We start from the raw sequence: 16,311 nt of genomic DNA on the forward strand, positions 1-16,311 counted from the left end.
TGACTTCGGGTTTCGGCGTGTCCGCCGGTGAGGTTCGACACTCTGCCGAGATCCTGCCGAGATATGGCGTTGACCTGCGGTAAAGTCATTGGTCTGCTAGCGGGCGCCTCATTCGGAGAGCGAGCCCGAATGACGCACTTCGCGAAAGGTGTGGTGGGCTTGCGCGCCCATGGTTCAGTTTTGCTCAGCTTAGTTTTGGCCAGCTCAGGTTTGCCCGTGGTGAACGTTCGATGACACTGACCGCCGATTCCCGGCCGATCGCCTGTGTCGCCGACGTCACCGTCGCCCCGTCACCCACCCCCGTCGCGGACCGCGCCTTGTTCTGGTCCGGCCTCGGTGCCGGCGAGCGCACCCTGATCGACATCGTCGCCGAGACCGCCGCCCGCCACCCCAACGCGGGTGCGATCGAAGACGGCGAGACCACACTTTCCTACCGCAAGCTCGTCGAGGAGATCGACGCCTACGGCCGCAAGCTGACGGCCAACGGTGTCGGTGTCGGCGACCGCGTCGGCGTCCGGATCTCCTCCGGCACGGCCGAGCTGTACGTCGCCATCCTCGCCATCCTGTCCGTCGGCGCCGCCTATGTGCCGGTCGACGCGGACGACCCGGACGAGCGCGCGGACCTGGTGTTCGGCGAGGCCGACGTCGCGGCCGTCGTCACCGACGGCGGCGCGATCACCGTCCTCGGCACGCCCGGCGGTATCGAAGGCTCTCCCACACCGGCCGATGACGCGTGGATCATCTTCACCTCGGGTTCGACCGGCAAGCCGAAGGGCGTGGCCGTCTCGCACGCCTCCGCCGCCGCGTTCGTCGACGCCGAGGCGGAGCTGTTCCTCACCGAGGAGCCGATCGGCCCCGGCGACCGCGTGCTCGCGGGACTTTCCGTCGCCTTCGACGCGTCCTGCGAAGAGATGTGGCTCGCCTGGCGCCACGGCGCCTGCCTTGTCCCGGCGCCGCGTTCACTCGTGCGTACCGGTGTCGACCTCGGGCCGTGGCTGGTCGCGCAGGGCATCACCGTTGTCTCGACCGTCCCGACGCTGGCCGCGCTGTGGCCTGCCGACGCACTCGAAGACGTCCGCCTGCTGATCTTCGGTGGCGAGGCCTGTCCGCCCGAACTGGCCGAACGTGTCGCCGTCGAAGGCCGCGAAGTCTGGAACACCTACGGCCCGACCGAGGCCACCGTCGTCGCCTGCGCCGCGCAGATGACCGGCGAGGGACCCGTCCGGATCGGCCTGCCGCTCGCGGGCTGGCAGCTCGCCGTCGTCAACGAGGCAGGCGAGCCGGTCGCGATGGGGGAGACCGGCGAGCTGGTCATCGGTGGCGTCGGTCTTGCCCGCTACCTCGATCCGGAGAAGGACGCCGAGAAGTTCGCGCCGCTGCCGTCACTGGGCTGGCGCCGCGCGTACCGCAGTGGTGACATGGTCCGCGCCGAGGTCGAGGGCCTGCTGTTCCTCGGACGGCTCGACGAGCAGGTCAAACTCGGCGGCCGTCGTATCGAACTCGGCGAGGTCGACGCCGCACTCCAGGCGCTGCCCGGGGTACAGGGCGCCGCCGCCGCGATCCGCCGCACCAAGGCGGGAAACCAGGTGCTCGTCGGGTACGTCGTGCCCGCCGAAGGTGTGAAGTTCGACCACGACGAGGCCGCGACCCGGCTGCGTGAGCAGCTGCCCGCCGCGCTCGTCCCGCTGCTGGCGCTGGTCGGCGACTTGCCGACCCGCACTTCCGGCAAGGTCGACCGCAACGCGCTGCCCTGGCCGCTGTCCACTGTGGACGCCGCCAAATCGGGCCTGTCGCCGACGGAGAGCTGGCTGGCCGAAGGCTGGGCGGAGATCCTGGGTGTCTCGGTCGGCAACCCGAAGGCCGACTTCTTCACCAACGGCGGCGGGAGCCTGACGGCCGCGCAGCTGATCGCGCGGATCCGCACCCGGCATCCGCAGGTGTCGGTGAACGACATCTACGCCAACCCGAAGCTCGGCGCGCTGGCGTCGATGCTGGACGCGCTGAGCGGCCAGAAGACCGAACGCCGCGACATCGCGCCGACCCCGCGCAAGGCAGGGATCATCCAGTCGCTGCTGATGATCCCGCTGATGGGACTGGCCGGCCTGCGCTGGACGACGATCGCCGCGACGCTGTCGAACGTCCTGTCGCTGGCCGGATTCGCCTGGGCGCCGACGCTGAACTGGGTGTGGATCGCCGTCGCGTGGGTCGTGCTGTTCAGCCCCGCGGGCCGGATCGCGATCTCCGCGACCGGCGCGCGGCTGCTGCTGCGCGGTATCCGCCCCGGCAGCTATCCGCGTGGCGGGAATGTCCATTTGCGACTGTGGACGGCCGAGAAGCTCGCCGAGTTCAGCGGTGCGGACAGCGTCGCGGGCGCGTCCTGGATGACGACGTACGCCAAGGCCCTCGGCGCGCGGATCGCCAAGGATGTCGACCTGCACTCGCCGCCGCCGGTCACCGGCATGCTGAAACTCGGCCGCGGTGCGGCCGTCGAACCCGAGGTCGACCTGACCGGGCACTGGGTGGACGGCGACCTCGTGCACATCGGCAAGATCCGCATCGGCGCCGACACGCGGATCGGCGCGCGCAGCACGCTGTTCCCCGGCGCGCGGATCGGCAAGGGCGCGGAGATCGCGCCGGGGTCGACCGTCCGCGGCAGCGTCCCCGCCGCCCGTGTCACCAAGGACGCGCTGAAGTGGCCCCCGAGCCGCCCGCCACGTTCGCGGTTCTGGTCTTCCGCCTACGGTGCGACGTCGGTCGCTCTCGGACTCCTGCCCGCCGTCGCCGCCTTGCCCGCGCTCGCGGTGCTCGGGTACGGGATCGCCGGTGCTTCTTCGCTGGGTGCCGCGCTCGGCCAGGCGCTGGTGTTCACGCCGCTCGCCACCATCGCGTACTTCGTGACCTACGCCCTGCTCGTGCTCGTCGGCGTCCGTTCACTGAGCGTCGGCATGGTCGAGGGTTACCACCCCGTGCACGGCCGCGTCGCGTGGCAGGTCTGGGCGACCGAAAGGCTGATGGGCATGGCGCGTGAGGGGCTGTTCCCCTTGTACGCCAGCCTGTTCACCCCGGTGTGGCTCCGGATGCTCGGGGCGAAGGTCGGCCGCAACGTCGAGGCGTCCACCGTACTCGCGCTGCCGAAGATGACCCAGGTGGACAGTGGCGCGTTCCTCGCGGACGACACCATGGTCGCCACCTACGAACTCGGCCACGGCTGGCTGCACGTCGCGCCGGCGCGGATCGGCAAGCAGGCGTTCCTCGGCAACTCGGGGATGGCCGCGCCCGGCCGTTCGGTGCCCAAACGCGGTCTGGTCGGCGTGCTGTCTTCGGCGCCGCTGAAGGCGAAGAAGGGCTCGTCGTATCTCGGGATGCCGCCGCTGGCGGTCCGTCGTTCGGTCGGCGAGTCCGACACGAGCCGCACCTACACACCGCCGCTGCGGCTGAAAGCGGCACGCGCGCTCGTCGAGCTGTGCCGGATCGTTCCGGTGATGTGCGGTGTCGCGCTGACCGTGCTGGTGGCCGCCGCGATCTTCGCGCTGGCCGGGTCGTACGGCTTCCTGGTCGCGCTGCTGCTCGGCGGCCCGCTGCTGCTCGCGGCCGGTGCCGTCGCCGCGCTGACCGCCACCGCGATGAAGTGGCTGCTGGTCGGCCGGTTCCGCGCGGTCGACCACCCGCTGTGGAGTTCGTTCGTCTGGCGCAACGAACTCGCCGACACCTTCGTCGAGGCGCTGGCCGTCCCGTGGCTGGTCGGTTCGCTGGGCGGCACGCCGTTGCTGGCCGCGTGGCTGCGCACCATGGGCGTCAAGATCGGCAAGGGTGTCTGGCTGGAGACGTACTGGCTGCCCGAGTCGGACCTCGTCAGCCTCGGCGACGGCGCGACGATCAACCGCGGCTGTGTCGTCCAGACGCACCTTTTCCACGACCGGATCATGACGATGTCGCCGGTGACCCTGCACGAGGGAGCGACGCTCGGGCCGCACGGTATCGTGCTGCCTGGCGCGAGCATCGGCGCGCGGACGACCGTCGGACCGGGGTCACTGGTGACCAGGGGCGACGTGGTTCCCGCGGACTCGCGCTGGCTGGGGAATCCGATCTCGGCCTGGACGAAGTAAGGGAAGTGGGGTTCTTCGCGGGTGATTTCGAAGGCCTCCGCGCAGCCCTTGCCCGGCGCGGACACCTCCGGCGACTCCTATCTGCCCCATCACGGTAACGGCGGTTACCGGGTCCGGCACTACGATTTGGAGCTGGACTACAAGATCGGTCCCAACCGGCTTTCCGCCTCCGCGGCCATCACCGCGGAGGCGACGCAGGCGCTGTCGCGGTTCACACTGGATTTCGGCGAGTTCCGGATCAACCGGGTGCTGGTCAACGGGAAACCCGCGAAGTACACGCGGCGCGGGCACAAGCTGCAGGTGAAACCGGCGAAGTCGCTGCCACTCGGTAGCGAGTTCCTGGCGGAGATCCACTACGTCGGCAACCCACGCCCGCTTTCCGGGCTGTGGGGCGACATCGGCTGGGACGAACTGACCGACGGCTCCCTGGTGGCGAGCCAGCCGGTCGGCGCCCCGTCGTGGTTCCCGTGCAACGACCATCCGGCGGACAAGGCGACCTACCGCGTCGCGCTGACGACGTCGTCGCCTTATCTTGTTGCCGTGACCGGGAACCTGGTCTCACGCTACGAACGCGCGAGCACCACCCAGTGGGTCTTCGAACGCACGGAGCCGACGCCGACCTACCTGATGAGTGTCCAAATCGGACGGTACGACGACGTCGAACTGGTCTCCGGCGCGCGGCCCGGCTGGTTCTCGCACCCTTCGGCCTCGGCGTACCGGCTCAGCCTCGACGGTGACTCGGTGGTCGCCACGGTGCCGCAACGGGCCGCCGTCCCGCCGCGTCTTCACCGGAACTTCGCGCGCGATTTCGGGCGCCAGGGCCGGATCATGGACGTACTGCAACGACTTTTCGGACCGTACCCGTTCGGCGAGTACGTCGTCGTGATCACCGACGACGACCTCGACGACCCGATCGAAGCACAGGGCATGTCGATCTTCGGCGCCAACCACGTCGACGGACGGCGCACGCACGAACGACTCGTCGTGCACGAACTGGCGCACCAATGGTTCGGCAACAGCCTGACCGTCGCCGACTGGCGGCACATCTGGCTCAACGAGGGCTTCGCGACCTACGCGGAATGGCTCTGGTCGGAGGAATCCGGCGGGCAGAGCGCGCACGCGTGGGCGAAGACGTGGCACGCGCGGATGAAGGTGAAGCCTGCCGACCTGCGCCTCGCCGACCCCGGGGTGGCGCGGATGTTCGACGAGCGGGTGTACAAACGCGGCGGTCTTCTGTTGCACGCCTTGCGTTGTACCGTCGGCGACGCGGTGTTCTTCCCGCTGGTGAAGGCTTGGGCGGTGGAGAACCGGCACGGTCTGGTGACCACTGCTGCTTTTGTGGCGCTGGCTGAACGCTTCGCTGGGCGCTCGCTTGGTGGGTTCTTCGGCGCTTGGCTGGACGCTCCGGCGCTGCCTCCGCTTCCGCTTCCCTGAAGCTCCTTGGTGCGCCCAATGTGGCATTGGGGACGTTCAACGTCCCCAATGCCACATCGGGGGCAGGCCTTGAGTTATCCACAGTGGGGCTGATGTGGCGAGTTGTCCACAGGTGGCGAGAGTGATGCTGGCGGAAGCAGGGGACCGCCACCGATGATCTTGGGGTGCGGTCTGGGGAATGGGCTCGTGATCACGAGGGCCTTTACAAGCTGAGCCGGGACGGCGTGATCACTGTCGCGCGACTGGTCGAGTTCGGTGTCTCGAAGAGGACCTGTTACCGGCGTTGCCGGCCTGGGCAGCCCTGGCAGCGGTTGCTGCCTGGAGTGGTACTGCTCGGCTCGGGGCGGCCGACTCGCCGTCAGGTGGTCGAAGGCGCGCTTCTCTACGGAGGTCCGGAAGCGATCGTCACAGGTATCGAAGCCTGCCGTCGTCAGGGTTTGAAAGGGCCGGGGATCCCGGCTGAACGGATTCATCTGCTGGTGCCCGCCTCGTGCCAGATCAGCAGCGCAGGGTACGTAACCGTGGAGCGGACCACGCGAATGCCGCGGTCAGTGATCGTGGACGGGGTGGCCATGGCACCGCTCACCCGGGCTGTCCTCGACCAATGCCGTCGCTTCACCACGCACGACCCGATCCGGGCTTTGCTGACCGAAGCAGTTCAGCGGGGTGGCCTGAATCCCGAGGTCCTCATCCGGGAGCTCGAGGGCGGCAGTGATCGGGGGAGTGCCCTGCCCCGTGAGGTACTGCGTGACGTCCTGAGAGGCGCACGGTCCGTGGCCGAGATCGACGCGATGGCCGTCTGGAAGCTGACCGGTCTGCCCGAGCCGCTCTGGAATCATCAGCTTCGAGATGAAACCGGCGAATACATCGGGACCCCCGACGCCTACTTCGTGAAGGTCCGGCTCGCGTGGGAAATCGACTCGTACGACTTCCACTTCGGCAAGCGGCAGTACGCGGCGACAGTCGCGAGAAACGCCAGGTACGCGGCCGAGGGCATCCTCGTGCTCCAGACACTGCCCAGCCGGTTGCGGTCCGAGCCCGGCAAGGTCGCGGCCGAACTCGTCGCCGCGTACAACGCCGCGGCGTCCCGTGGAGCTCCGGCTAAATCGGTGGCCGACGCTCCAGCCGGCTGGCTATCGTCATCCCGGCAAAGCCAAGGGAGGGGCGATGGGACGGAAGAGCCCGCAGGAGAAGAAGCGGCTGAGTTACGCCAAGGATCGCCGTAACAGGTACGGCGAGAACGACAAGTCTTCGCGCAAGAACATTCCGCGCCACAAGCGGCGGGTGAACCGGCTGAATCGGCATCGGGACCAGCAGGTGCTCAATGGTGCCCGTGGTTCGGTGGACATCGACGGCGTCGCGTCCGCCGAGGAAAGTCTGCTGAAAGTCCGGCCACAGCGGTGGCAGAAGTGGCCTGGGGCCACGCTCGGCGCGCTCGTCGGGTGGAAACTGAAGTCGACGGGCGATCGGCGGGAGTTCGAGGCGGAAACGTTGTCGCCCTTGGACGACGACGAACTGCGCGGAATGCTGTCGGCCGCGGTGCGGCTGCTGCCGGTCAGGGACGCGGCGATCCTCCATCTTCTGTACTGCACCGGTCTCCGCGCCACCGAACTCTCCGCACTGGATTCGCGAGACCTGACCGAGAAGGGGATCACCGTACGCGGGCGGCGGCAGCGAACGGTACCGGTCCCATCCGAGTTTCGTCCCGTGCTGGACGCCTGGCTCCGGGAACGTGACGCCGAGAGTCCGGCGCTCTTCTCCGGCACCTGTGGTCGCCGCGTGCCGCCTGCCACGGTGAATCGTCTCGTGACCGTCTTCGGGGTCTTGATCGGCATGCCGGGACTGTCGGCGCGAACCCTTCGCAAGACCTTCGCCGTCAACCTCCTCCGGGAGGGAACAGACCTCGACGACATCGCCGAGATGCTGGGTCAGGCGTCACCTGAAGCTACGCGTGCCTACCTCACCAACTGACCGATAGGTCGGATGTATCTGCGGCTGCATGGGTGAACGTGGTGGTCAAAGTGCGGCTGTGTCTGGAAACATGCCGTTCGCCAGGGCTTGATCTAGGCGAAACGTAGTATGTATCTGGAGGGCGTTCCATGGTCGAGCTGTCCAGGCGTTCGATGCTGATGGCCGCGGTGGGGACTGCCGCGCTCGGTGGGTTGTGGGTGCGGGGAGCCCCACCGGCGCAGGCGGGGAGCGACATCCACCGGCGGGTGCTCGACGACGCGCGCATGGTCTGGAAGCGTTTGCCGAACGGGTGGCAGGAGGGCCCGTTCCTCGCCAACGGCTTCCTCGGCGTCCAGTTCTACGCGGGTGCGCAGCCGAACGTGCTCAAGGTGATGCTCAGCCATTCCCAGGTCCAGGACCAGCGCGGGCAGTGGGAAGCGGGCATCGGGCTCTCGCGGCTCCCGATCGGCTACCTCACCCTCACCTTCGCCGGGGCGATCACGGCGGTGGACTGGGAACTCGACCTCTACAACGCCGAACTCGGCGGCACGATCACGACGACGCAGGGCACGGCGCGGTTCTCCGCGCTGGTGCACAACGACCAGGATCTCCTGCTCGTTTCGCTCACCGGAGCCGCCGCGACCTGGGAGTTCACGCCGTTGAAGTCGGCGACGACCAGGACGATCCGCAAACCACCCGAGTACACGGCCAATCCCGATCCGAAGCTCGCCAGTGCGGGCGCTGTCCGGTATTGCGAGCAGCCGTTGCACGCGGGCGGCGGGTATACGACGGCGTGGCGTGAGCGGACCGTCGGTACGCGGCGGCTGCTGGCGGCCACGGTCGCGTACGGCTTTCCGAAGCCGACCCACACGCGAGAAGCGATCAGCAGGGTCCAGAGAGCCTCGGCGACCGACCCGGATGTGCTGGTCGCCGACCATCGGCGCTGGTGGAACGCTTTCTATCGGCGCAGCTTCGTGTCCATTCCGGACAAACGAGTCCAGCGGTTCTACTGGATCCAGTTGTACAAGACCGCGTGTGCCACCCGCGCGAACGGTCCGGTCGTCGCCGAATGGGGGCCGTGGTTCCCGGAGGCCGGGAACAGCTGGACGGCCGTGTGGTGGAACCTCAATGTCCAGGTCACCTACCCGATCGTCAACAGCAGCAACCATCCCGAACTCGACGCCGTCACCGAGACCTTTCGTCGCGACCATGCCAACCTCGAACTCTCGGTACCTCCCGCTTACCGGGACGGCGACACCTACGCCCTCTCGCATCCAGGCGACTGGCGGCTGCGGCCCGGTGGCACCCGCGCGGTCGGGATCCCCGGCCCCGCGACGAAGAACGACCAGACCGGCAACCTGATCTGGGGGCTGCACAACGTCTGGCTCGCGTACCGCCACAGCATGGACGTCCGCATCCTGCGCGACGTCCTGTATCCGACACTCGCCAAGGCGCTCAACTACTACCGCCACTTCCTCGCCACCGGACCGGACGGGTTCCTGCACCTGCCGATGACGCGGTCACCCGAGTACGCCGACGCGGCAGACTGCACGTACGACCTTTCGCTGATCCGTTGGGCCGCGCGGACACTCGTCGAATCGGCGGCCAAGCTGCGCATCGACGATCCGCGTGTGCCCATGTGGCGGGAGATCGGCGAGAAACTGGTGCCGTATCACCAGGATCCCGACCGGGGAGTGCTGATCGGCGACGGCGTCCCGCTCGCCGATTCGCATCGCCACTTCTCGCATTTGCTCTGGCTCTACCCGCTGCGCGAAAAGCACTGGGACCGTCCCGGCGACCGGGACGTCATGCGCCGTACCTTCGCGCATTGGTCGAGCATCCAGGACAAATGGCACGGGTACAGCTTCGCGGCCGCGTCGTCGATGAGTTCGGTGATGGACGCACCCGAAGAAGCCTTGCGGTACTTGAAGATCTTCCTCGACGGTACAGTTGTCGCCGACACCCAGCTGACGCCGAACACGATGTACCGCGAGGGCTCGAATCTCGCCATCGAAAGCCCCATCACCGCCGCGCAGTCCGTTGTGGACATGCTCCTGCAAGGCGATCACGGCGTGTTGAAGGTCTTCCCGTCGGTGTCGCCGACCTGGCGGGACGCGTCTTTCGAGAGCCTCCGCGCGGAGGGCGCCTTCCTCGTGGACGCTTCGCGCCGGAACGGCACGACCGAATGGATCCGCGTCCGCAGCGAGGCGGGGGAACCGCTCATGCTCCAGCATGCAATCCCCGGCGACGTCGAGGTCCGTGACGCGCGCGGGCGGCAACTCCCTTGGCGCGCCGAAGGCCCGGGCACGATCTCGATTCACCTGAACCGTGGCGGAACCGCCGTGATCACCCGGCGCGGCGCACGACCTGCCTTGGAGCCGCGCGATGTGCCCGGCGACGGCGGCGCTCCGGCGTGGGGACTTCCGGCCTGAATTCGCGACAAGGAGGTCTGAAGGATGGACATCACTCGCAGAACGGTGCTCGGGGGAGCGCTGGCCGGAGTGTCGGCGGCCGGGTTCACGCCGTCCGCCTCGGCGGTGGAGAACGACTTCACGCTCGGCGGCCTCGACTGGGCGGGTTTCCTCGGCTCCGCCGACCTGTTCTGGCGCGAGATTCCGAAGACCTGGTACGAGGGACCGTTCCTGGGCAACGGTCTACTCGGGCTGCCGATCGGTTACTTCACCCTCGAACCGGTCGGTGCCATCACCGGGATCGACTGGCGGATGGACCTGTGGAACGCCGAACTCCGTGGCACGATCACCACGGCCGCGGGCAGCCTGTCGTTGCGGGCAATCGTCCACACTGGACGGTCGCCGCTCGCCGTCGAGATCGAACCGACGGAAGGGGAACGCGGCCCTGCATGGAAAGGCCTGGTGTCACCGCTGGTTCCAGCGTCGCGGTCGGGTTCATAGCGCACGCTCTACACGTCAGTGGCCTGGTCGCATCCGAAGAAGACGGCCGCGCTCGAGGCAGTGAAGACGGTCCGCCGGGCGGAACCGTTCGGGACGCTGACCATCGAGCATCGCCGCTGGTGGCGCGACTACTATCGGCACGGCTTCGTGTCCATTCCGGACACTCGCCTGCAGAGCTTCTATTGGATCCAGCTGTACAAGATCGCCTCGGCCGCGCGTGAGGACGCGCCGGTGATGGCGACCCGCGGGCCATGGCTCGAACCGACCCCGTGGCTCGCGACGTGGTGGAACCTCAACGTCCAGCTGGAGTACTGGCTCATCCATGGATCGAACCACCTCGAACTCGATGCCGTCAGTCACGCTCTCGGCAGGTACCGCGCGAACCTGACGAGTCAGGTCGCCGAGCCGTATCAGCACGATGCGGCGGGTATCCCGCGTACGACCGACATGAACGTGCTCAACGGGCCGGCCGGGACGAACTCCGGGTTCCCGGTCGGTATCCCCGGCAAGGAGACCCCGACCCCGGAGGTCGGGCGCTGCACCTTCCGGCGACGTTCTCCCCGGAGTACGGCGTCAACGCGGCCGACTGCAACTACGACCTCGCGCTGCTCCGGTGGGGCTGCAAGACCCTGCTGGAGTCGGCGGTGGAACTGCGGATCGACGACCAGCTTGCCGGGCGGTGGCGGGAAGCCTGGCCACGTTGGTCCCGTACCCGGCCGATGCCAACGGATACATGATCGGCGCGGGAGTGCCGTTCGCGAAGTCGCATCGGCACTACTCGCATCTGCTTCAGGTGTACCCGCTGTACGAGATCACCTGGGAGAAGCCGGAGAACCGGCGGATCATCGAGACCTCGCTTGATCACTGGGTGGGCTTCGAGGGTGCGTTGCAGGGTTACACGTTCACCGGCCCGGTCATCGAGACTCGGCTTTCGGCGGCGCAGTCACTGCACGACATGCTCGTGCAGAGCTGGGGCGGAGTCATCCGGCTGTTCCCGGCCGTACCCGCCAAGTGGGTGGACGCGGCGCTGCGTGACTTCCGGACGCAGGGAGCGTTCCTGCTCAGCGCCTCCCGGCAGGGAGGGAAGACGCGCTGGGTCAAGGTCGTGAGCGAGGCCGGGGCGCCGTGCGTGCCGCGGACGGACCTCGAAGGAGAACTGACCGTCCGCGACCGCTGGGGCAGGCCGAAACGGTGGCGGCGGCTGGCGAACGGCGACGTCCAGATCGACCTGCGGCGCGGCGAAGAGGCCGTCGTGCATCGCAAGGGCGACAAGCCCGACCTCGAAATCCGGCCGGTCACGCCGAACGGGTCCGCCGCGCCGTGGGGGATGCCCTGACTTCTGGTGTGGTGATACGTGAGACTGTTCCTGGACTTCCTTCGCCGGATGACAGGAGCACAGATGTCCCAGCCGCCGCAGCCGGGCGAGCCCGAAGACCAGGTACCCGATCCTGGGTCTTCGCAGGGGCAGCAGTATCAGCAGCAGCCCTACCCGCAACAACCGTATCCGCAGCAGGCCTGGTACGGCGCGCAGCAGCCGCCGCCGCCGTCGTCGAACAAGACTGCGCTGTGGGTCGGGCTGGGGGTGCTGGGACTCGTCGTGGTGGTCGCCGTAGTGGCGGTCACCGGATTCGTGGCGCCGGGGTTCTTCCTGTCGGACTCGAAGAGCAAGAGCGTGGTCGCGTCGTCGCCCTCGGCGCCGACGTCGAGCGCCCGGGACACGCCGACGCAGAGCCCGGTGGAGATCCCCGCGGGCAGGCTTACGATGCCGAAGCGCACCACGCCGTTGGCGGATCCGACCGAGTGCGCGTACCCGGCGAGTTCCAGCGGCGAGGTGCCGAAGAAGGCCACCCCGCCCGCCGCGGGCCCGACCCCGGCGTCCGGCACGATGGCCGTCACGCTCAAGACGACCGCGGGTGACATCGGGCTGACCCTGGACCGCGCGCTCGCGCCGTGCACCGTGGCGAACATCCTTTCGCTGGCGCAGCAGGGTTACTACGACGACACCTCGTGCCACCGGCTCGGCACTTCGGGGCTCCAGATGCTCCAGTGCGGCGACCCGGCGGCCAACGGCATGGGCGGGCCGGGATACACCATCCCGGACGAGGTCTTCCCGGAACTCAAATACGGCCGCGGTGTCCTCGCCATGGCGAAGACACAGGCGCCGAACTCGGGCGGCAGCCAGTTCTTCATGGTCTTCGGTGAAGCCCAACTGCCGCCGGAGTACACCGTGTTCGGGAGCATCTCGGACGCGGGCCTGCAGGTGCTGGACAAGGTCGCGCGTGGTGGCGTGGACGAAGCGAAGGGATCCGGTGACGGGACGGGGCCGCCGAAGATCCCGGTGACGTTCCAGTCCGTCGCGGTGGGCTGAGCGACCACCTCGTGAGTGGCGATTCGGGTCCTTGAGGAGTAAGGCACATGTCCTGAAGGCCCCTTTGAGACGTTCAACGTCTCAAAGGGGTCCTTCAGGACATCGCGAGCACCAGTACCGATGACGCCACGTTTGCCTAACGCCTCAAGGGAATCGAGAGCGAATTAGGACTCAGAGCGGGTTGTGGGCCCCCAGCGGAGCGGTGCAGAACGGCCCGCCGACGTACTCCGCCGCCGCACCGGTCGGCGCCGGCTTGTCCGCCAGCTGGTCGGCGTAGGTCTCCGCGTTGTCGAGCGACTTGTAGCCCAGTTCTTCGGCTTCGGCGAGCGAGTAGATCCGGCGTGTGTTGTCGGAGACGCCCCAGATCAGCCGGTAGCCGGGGGAGGGGTAGCTCAGGCAGGCTTCGAAGAGGCGGGCGCCGTCGTCGGGGGAGAGCCAGGTCGTCAGGCCGCGCGGGCCGAGGACGAGCGGGTTTTCGAAGCAGGAGCCGATCCGGATGACGATCACGTCCATGCCGAACCGCGAGTGGTACAGGCTGCCGAGTGCTTCGATGGCCGCTTTGCTGACGCCGTAGTAGGTGTCGGGGCGGGGGGTGGAGTCGGCGGGGAGGCCGTTCTCGCCCGCCTCGTCGTTGCGGCGGAAGCCGACGGAGTGGTTGCTGGAGGCCAGGATGACGCGCGGGACCCCGGCCGCGCGCGCGGCTTCGAGGACGGTGTGGGTGCCGTTGATGTTGACATCGAGTGTCGCTTCCCACGAGCTCTCGCGACTGTGCCCACCGAGGTGGATCAGCGCGTCGACTCCTTCGCACGCCTTTGCCATCGCCGCCGGGTCGGTCACCGACGCGGTGATCAGCTCGACGTCCTCGCCGCCAGCGGCTTCGGGCTGCGCGGCCAGGTCGAGCAGGCGCAGCACGCGCCCGGAACGGCGAAGCCGCGTCCGCATGAGAGTGCCGACGATGCCAGCCGAGCCGGTGATCAGGACGCGCTGGTCTGCCATGGGAGCCCCTTGTCAGTGGAAGAAACGGGAAATGATCAGCGGATACCGGCGCGGCGTAGCTGCTGGCCGAGTTCCGCGGTGATTTCGGCGAGGAGTTCGCCGACGCGTTCGGCGTCCGCGTCGGTGACCTCGGTGACCGGCATGGAGCAACTGATCGCGTCCGTGCCGGGGATGCGGTACGGGATCACGGCCGCGACGCACCGGACACCGAGGCTGCCTTCCTCGACCTCCGCCGCGTAGCCGCGTTCGCGGGTCTTCGCGCACTCGGCGTGCAGTGCTTCGGCCGTGGTGATGGTGTTCGGGGTCAGCGCCGACAGCTCTCCGGTCAGGAGTCCGTCGATCTCGTCGTGCGTCAGTTCGGCCAGCAAGGCCTTCCCCAGCGCGGTCGCGTGTGTCGGCAGGGTGCGGCCGACGCGGGACACGAGGTGCGTCGAATGCCGTGATTCGCGCGTCTCCAAATAGACGACGTCGGTGCCCTCGCGTCGCGCGTAGTGCGCGGTGAACCCGGTCTTCTCCCGGATCCGCTCCAGCGCCTCCGTCGCGAACGGGACGACCGGGTCGCGGTCGAGGTAGGCGGTGCCGCAGATCAGCGCCCGGACACCGAGGCGGTACCGCGCCGTGTTGGTGTCCACTTCGAGCCAGCCGGCTTCGAGCAGGGTGCGCAGCAGCCCGTGCAGGCTCGAGCGGGGGAAACCGGTTCGCGCGTGGAGATCCGACAGCGAAAGCCAGACGTCGTTCGCGGCGAAGGTCTCGATGAGGTCGATCGCCCGCCGGGCCGACTTGACCCCGGACGGCTCCGGCGCGGCGGACGCGCCGTTCGTCACCGTGACGGCGGCTTCCTGCTGTGGCATCCGCACTCCTCCATCCGGCCGTTGACTTGTGACCTCGGCCATATTAGCGTCCCGAACAGCGTTCTTATAGATGAACATAATCACTATAACAGACTCCGTTCATGGATGTGAATAGCCGACCGCCGACGGCTGGAGTACATCGACGTGGACGCGGAAAGGAGTCAGCGGTGCATTTGCTGGACTGGATCATGGTGTCCGCGTACTTCGTGCTGATGGTGGTGATCGGCCTGTGGTCACACAGCCGGGTCAACACGGTCAGCGACTTCTTCACGGCCGGCGGGAAGATGCCGTGGTGGCTGGCCGGGATCTCCCACCACATGTCCGGCTACAGCGCGGTGCTCTTCGTCGCGTACGCGGGCGTCGCCTACACCGACGGCATCACGGTTTACTTCTGGGGCATGGCCAGCATCGGTATCGGCGTCGGTATCGGCAGCTGGCTGTTCGCCTCCCGGTGGAACCGCCTGCGGTCGAAGCTCGGTGTCTCCTCACCGCTGGAGTACCTGGCGAAGCGCTACAACGTGCCCACCCAGCAGGCGCTCGCCTGGAGCGGCAGCCTGCTGAAGATCTTCGACATCGCGGCCAAATGGTTCGCGGTCGCGACGATCCTCAACGTCTTCGCGGGCGTGCCCTACACCTGGGGCATCATCATCACCGGTTCGATCACGCTGATCTACTGCACCGTCGGCGGACTCTGGGCCGACGCGCTCACCGACTTCGGCCAGTTCGTCATCCAGGCCATCGCCGCGATCGTGATGCTGTGGGTCGTACTCGACAAGCTGGGTGGCGTCTCCGGCCTGTGGACCGTCTGGGGCGACCTTCCGCCGTCACACCTCAACCCGACCACGTCCAAGTTCACCACCGTCGTGTTGCTCGTCTACGTGCTGGTGAAGACGCTGGAGTACAACGGCGGTATGTGGAACCTGGCGCAGCGCTACATGGCCGCGCCGAACACTTTCGAAGCCCGGCGCGGCGCGCGGCTGTCGTCGATCCTGTACCTGGTGTGGCCGCTGGTGATGATGTTCCCGATGTTCGCCGCCCCGCTGCTGATCCCGAACATCTCGAACCCCAACAACGCCTACGCGATCATGACCACGACCTTCCTCCCGCCGGGTCTGGTCGGGCTGGTGCTGGCCGGAATCTTCTCGCACACCATGGCGATGGTCTCCTCCGACGCCAACGCGATCTCCGCGGTGATCACCCGCGACATGATGCCGGTGATGTGGAAGAAGGCCAGAAGGTTCACCGACGCACAGGGGCTGCTCGCCGCGCGGATTTCGACGGTGGTCTTCGTCGTGCTGACCATGGCGGTGGCCACGCAGGCCGAGAAACTCGGTGGTGTGCTGGGTATCGTGGTGCTCTGGGTCGCGGCGCTGATGGGCCCGATCTCCGTTCCGCTGCTGCTCGGCATGCTCCCGTGGTTCCGCCGGTCCGGTTCCCGCGCCGCACTGATCTCCTGGGCCGGCGGCCTGCTCGCCTACGCGATCGCCTACTACGGCTACAAGGCCACGCTCGCGGTCACCGTCTCCACCCCGATCCTGGTCTCGCTGGTGCTGTTCATCGGGCTCGGCTACCTCATGCCCGAGCGCAAGGCCACTACCGACGAGATCATCGACACGATCGACCGTGACGACGACGTCACGCCGAGCAAGACCAAGGACGGCACCACCGTGCCTGCCTGACCGGGGCCCGAACCC

At 67.9% G+C, this 16,311-nt stretch carries 9 protein-coding genes and 1 pseudogene; 8 read left to right on the plus strand and 2 right to left on the minus strand.

The window, feature by feature from the left end; all coding sequences use genetic code 11:
• Nucleotides 1-230 precede the first annotated feature (230 nt).
• The 7 genes and pseudogenes from AB0M65_RS07295 (at nucleotide 231) to AB0M65_RS07325 (ending at nucleotide 12,770) form a co-directional block, all read left to right on the plus strand.
• The gene (locus tag AB0M65_RS07295) at nucleotides 231-4,106 is read left to right on the plus strand and encodes a Pls/PosA family non-ribosomal peptide synthetase (RefSeq protein ID WP_364022837.1); all 3,876 of its coding nucleotides are present in this window, start codon (nucleotides 231-233) and stop codon (nucleotides 4,104-4,106) included.
• A 21-nt stretch (nucleotides 4,107-4,127) separates the two neighbouring features.
• The gene (locus AB0M65_RS07300) at nucleotides 4,128-5,540 is read left to right on the plus strand and encodes a M1 family metallopeptidase (protein ID WP_364022839.1); all 1,413 of its coding nucleotides are present in this window, start codon (nucleotides 4,128-4,130) and stop codon (nucleotides 5,538-5,540) included.
• A 539-nt stretch (nucleotides 5,541-6,079) separates the two neighbouring features.
• A complete protein-coding gene (locus AB0M65_RS07305; RefSeq protein WP_364022842.1) occupies nucleotides 6,080-6,766 on the plus strand; it encodes a hypothetical protein in 687 nt (228 codons plus the stop codon).
• Nucleotides 6,708-7,511: a tyrosine-type recombinase/integrase gene (locus AB0M65_RS07310; protein ID WP_364022844.1), complete on the plus strand. Its 804-nt coding sequence runs from the start codon at nucleotides 6,708-6,710 to the stop codon at nucleotides 7,509-7,511. The genes AB0M65_RS07305 and AB0M65_RS07310 overlap by 59 nt, the downstream gene beginning before the upstream one ends.
• Before the next feature lie 128 nt (nucleotides 7,512-7,639).
• Nucleotides 7,640-9,922 carry a glycoside hydrolase family 95-like protein gene (locus tag AB0M65_RS07315; protein WP_364022847.1) on the plus strand — a complete coding sequence of 761 codons (2,283 nt, stop codon included), beginning with the start codon at nucleotides 7,640-7,642 and terminating at the stop codon, nucleotides 9,920-9,922.
• A gap of 24 nt (nucleotides 9,923-9,946) precedes the next feature.
• Nucleotides 9,947-11,738 (plus strand): annotated as a pseudogene (locus AB0M65_RS07320) (glycoside hydrolase family 95-like protein).
• 63 nt (nucleotides 11,739-11,801) lie between these two features.
• Nucleotides 11,802-12,770, plus strand: a complete 969-nt coding sequence (locus tag AB0M65_RS07325) for a peptidylprolyl isomerase (RefSeq protein WP_364022850.1) — start codon at nucleotides 11,802-11,804, stop codon at nucleotides 12,768-12,770.
• Between the two features lie 171 nt (nucleotides 12,771-12,941).
• On the opposite strand, the gene AB0M65_RS07330 is transcribed toward AB0M65_RS07325, so the two are convergent.
• Together AB0M65_RS07330 and AB0M65_RS07335 are read right to left on the minus strand one after the other, a co-directional pair.
• Nucleotides 12,942-13,766 carry an NAD(P)-dependent oxidoreductase gene (locus tag AB0M65_RS07330; protein ID WP_364022853.1) on the minus strand — a complete coding sequence of 275 codons (825 nt, stop codon included), beginning with the start codon at nucleotides 13,764-13,766 and terminating at the stop codon, nucleotides 12,942-12,944.
• Between the two features lie 35 nt (nucleotides 13,767-13,801).
• Nucleotides 13,802-14,617, minus strand: coding sequence for an IclR family transcriptional regulator (locus AB0M65_RS07335; protein WP_364022856.1), 816 nt, complete (start codon nucleotides 14,615-14,617; stop codon nucleotides 13,802-13,804).
• A 167-nt stretch (nucleotides 14,618-14,784) separates the two neighbouring features.
• Between AB0M65_RS07335 and AB0M65_RS07340 the strand changes: the two genes are divergently transcribed.
• Nucleotides 14,785-16,296, plus strand: coding sequence for a sodium:solute symporter family protein (locus AB0M65_RS07340; protein ID WP_364022859.1), 1,512 nt, complete (start codon nucleotides 14,785-14,787; stop codon nucleotides 16,294-16,296).
• The last annotated feature ends 15 nt before the right edge of the window (nucleotides 16,297-16,311 follow it).

The organism is Amycolatopsis sp. NPDC051071 (assembly GCF_040682875.1).
In the GTDB taxonomy this organism is placed as follows: Bacteria; Actinomycetota; Actinomycetes; order Mycobacteriales; family Pseudonocardiaceae; genus Amycolatopsis.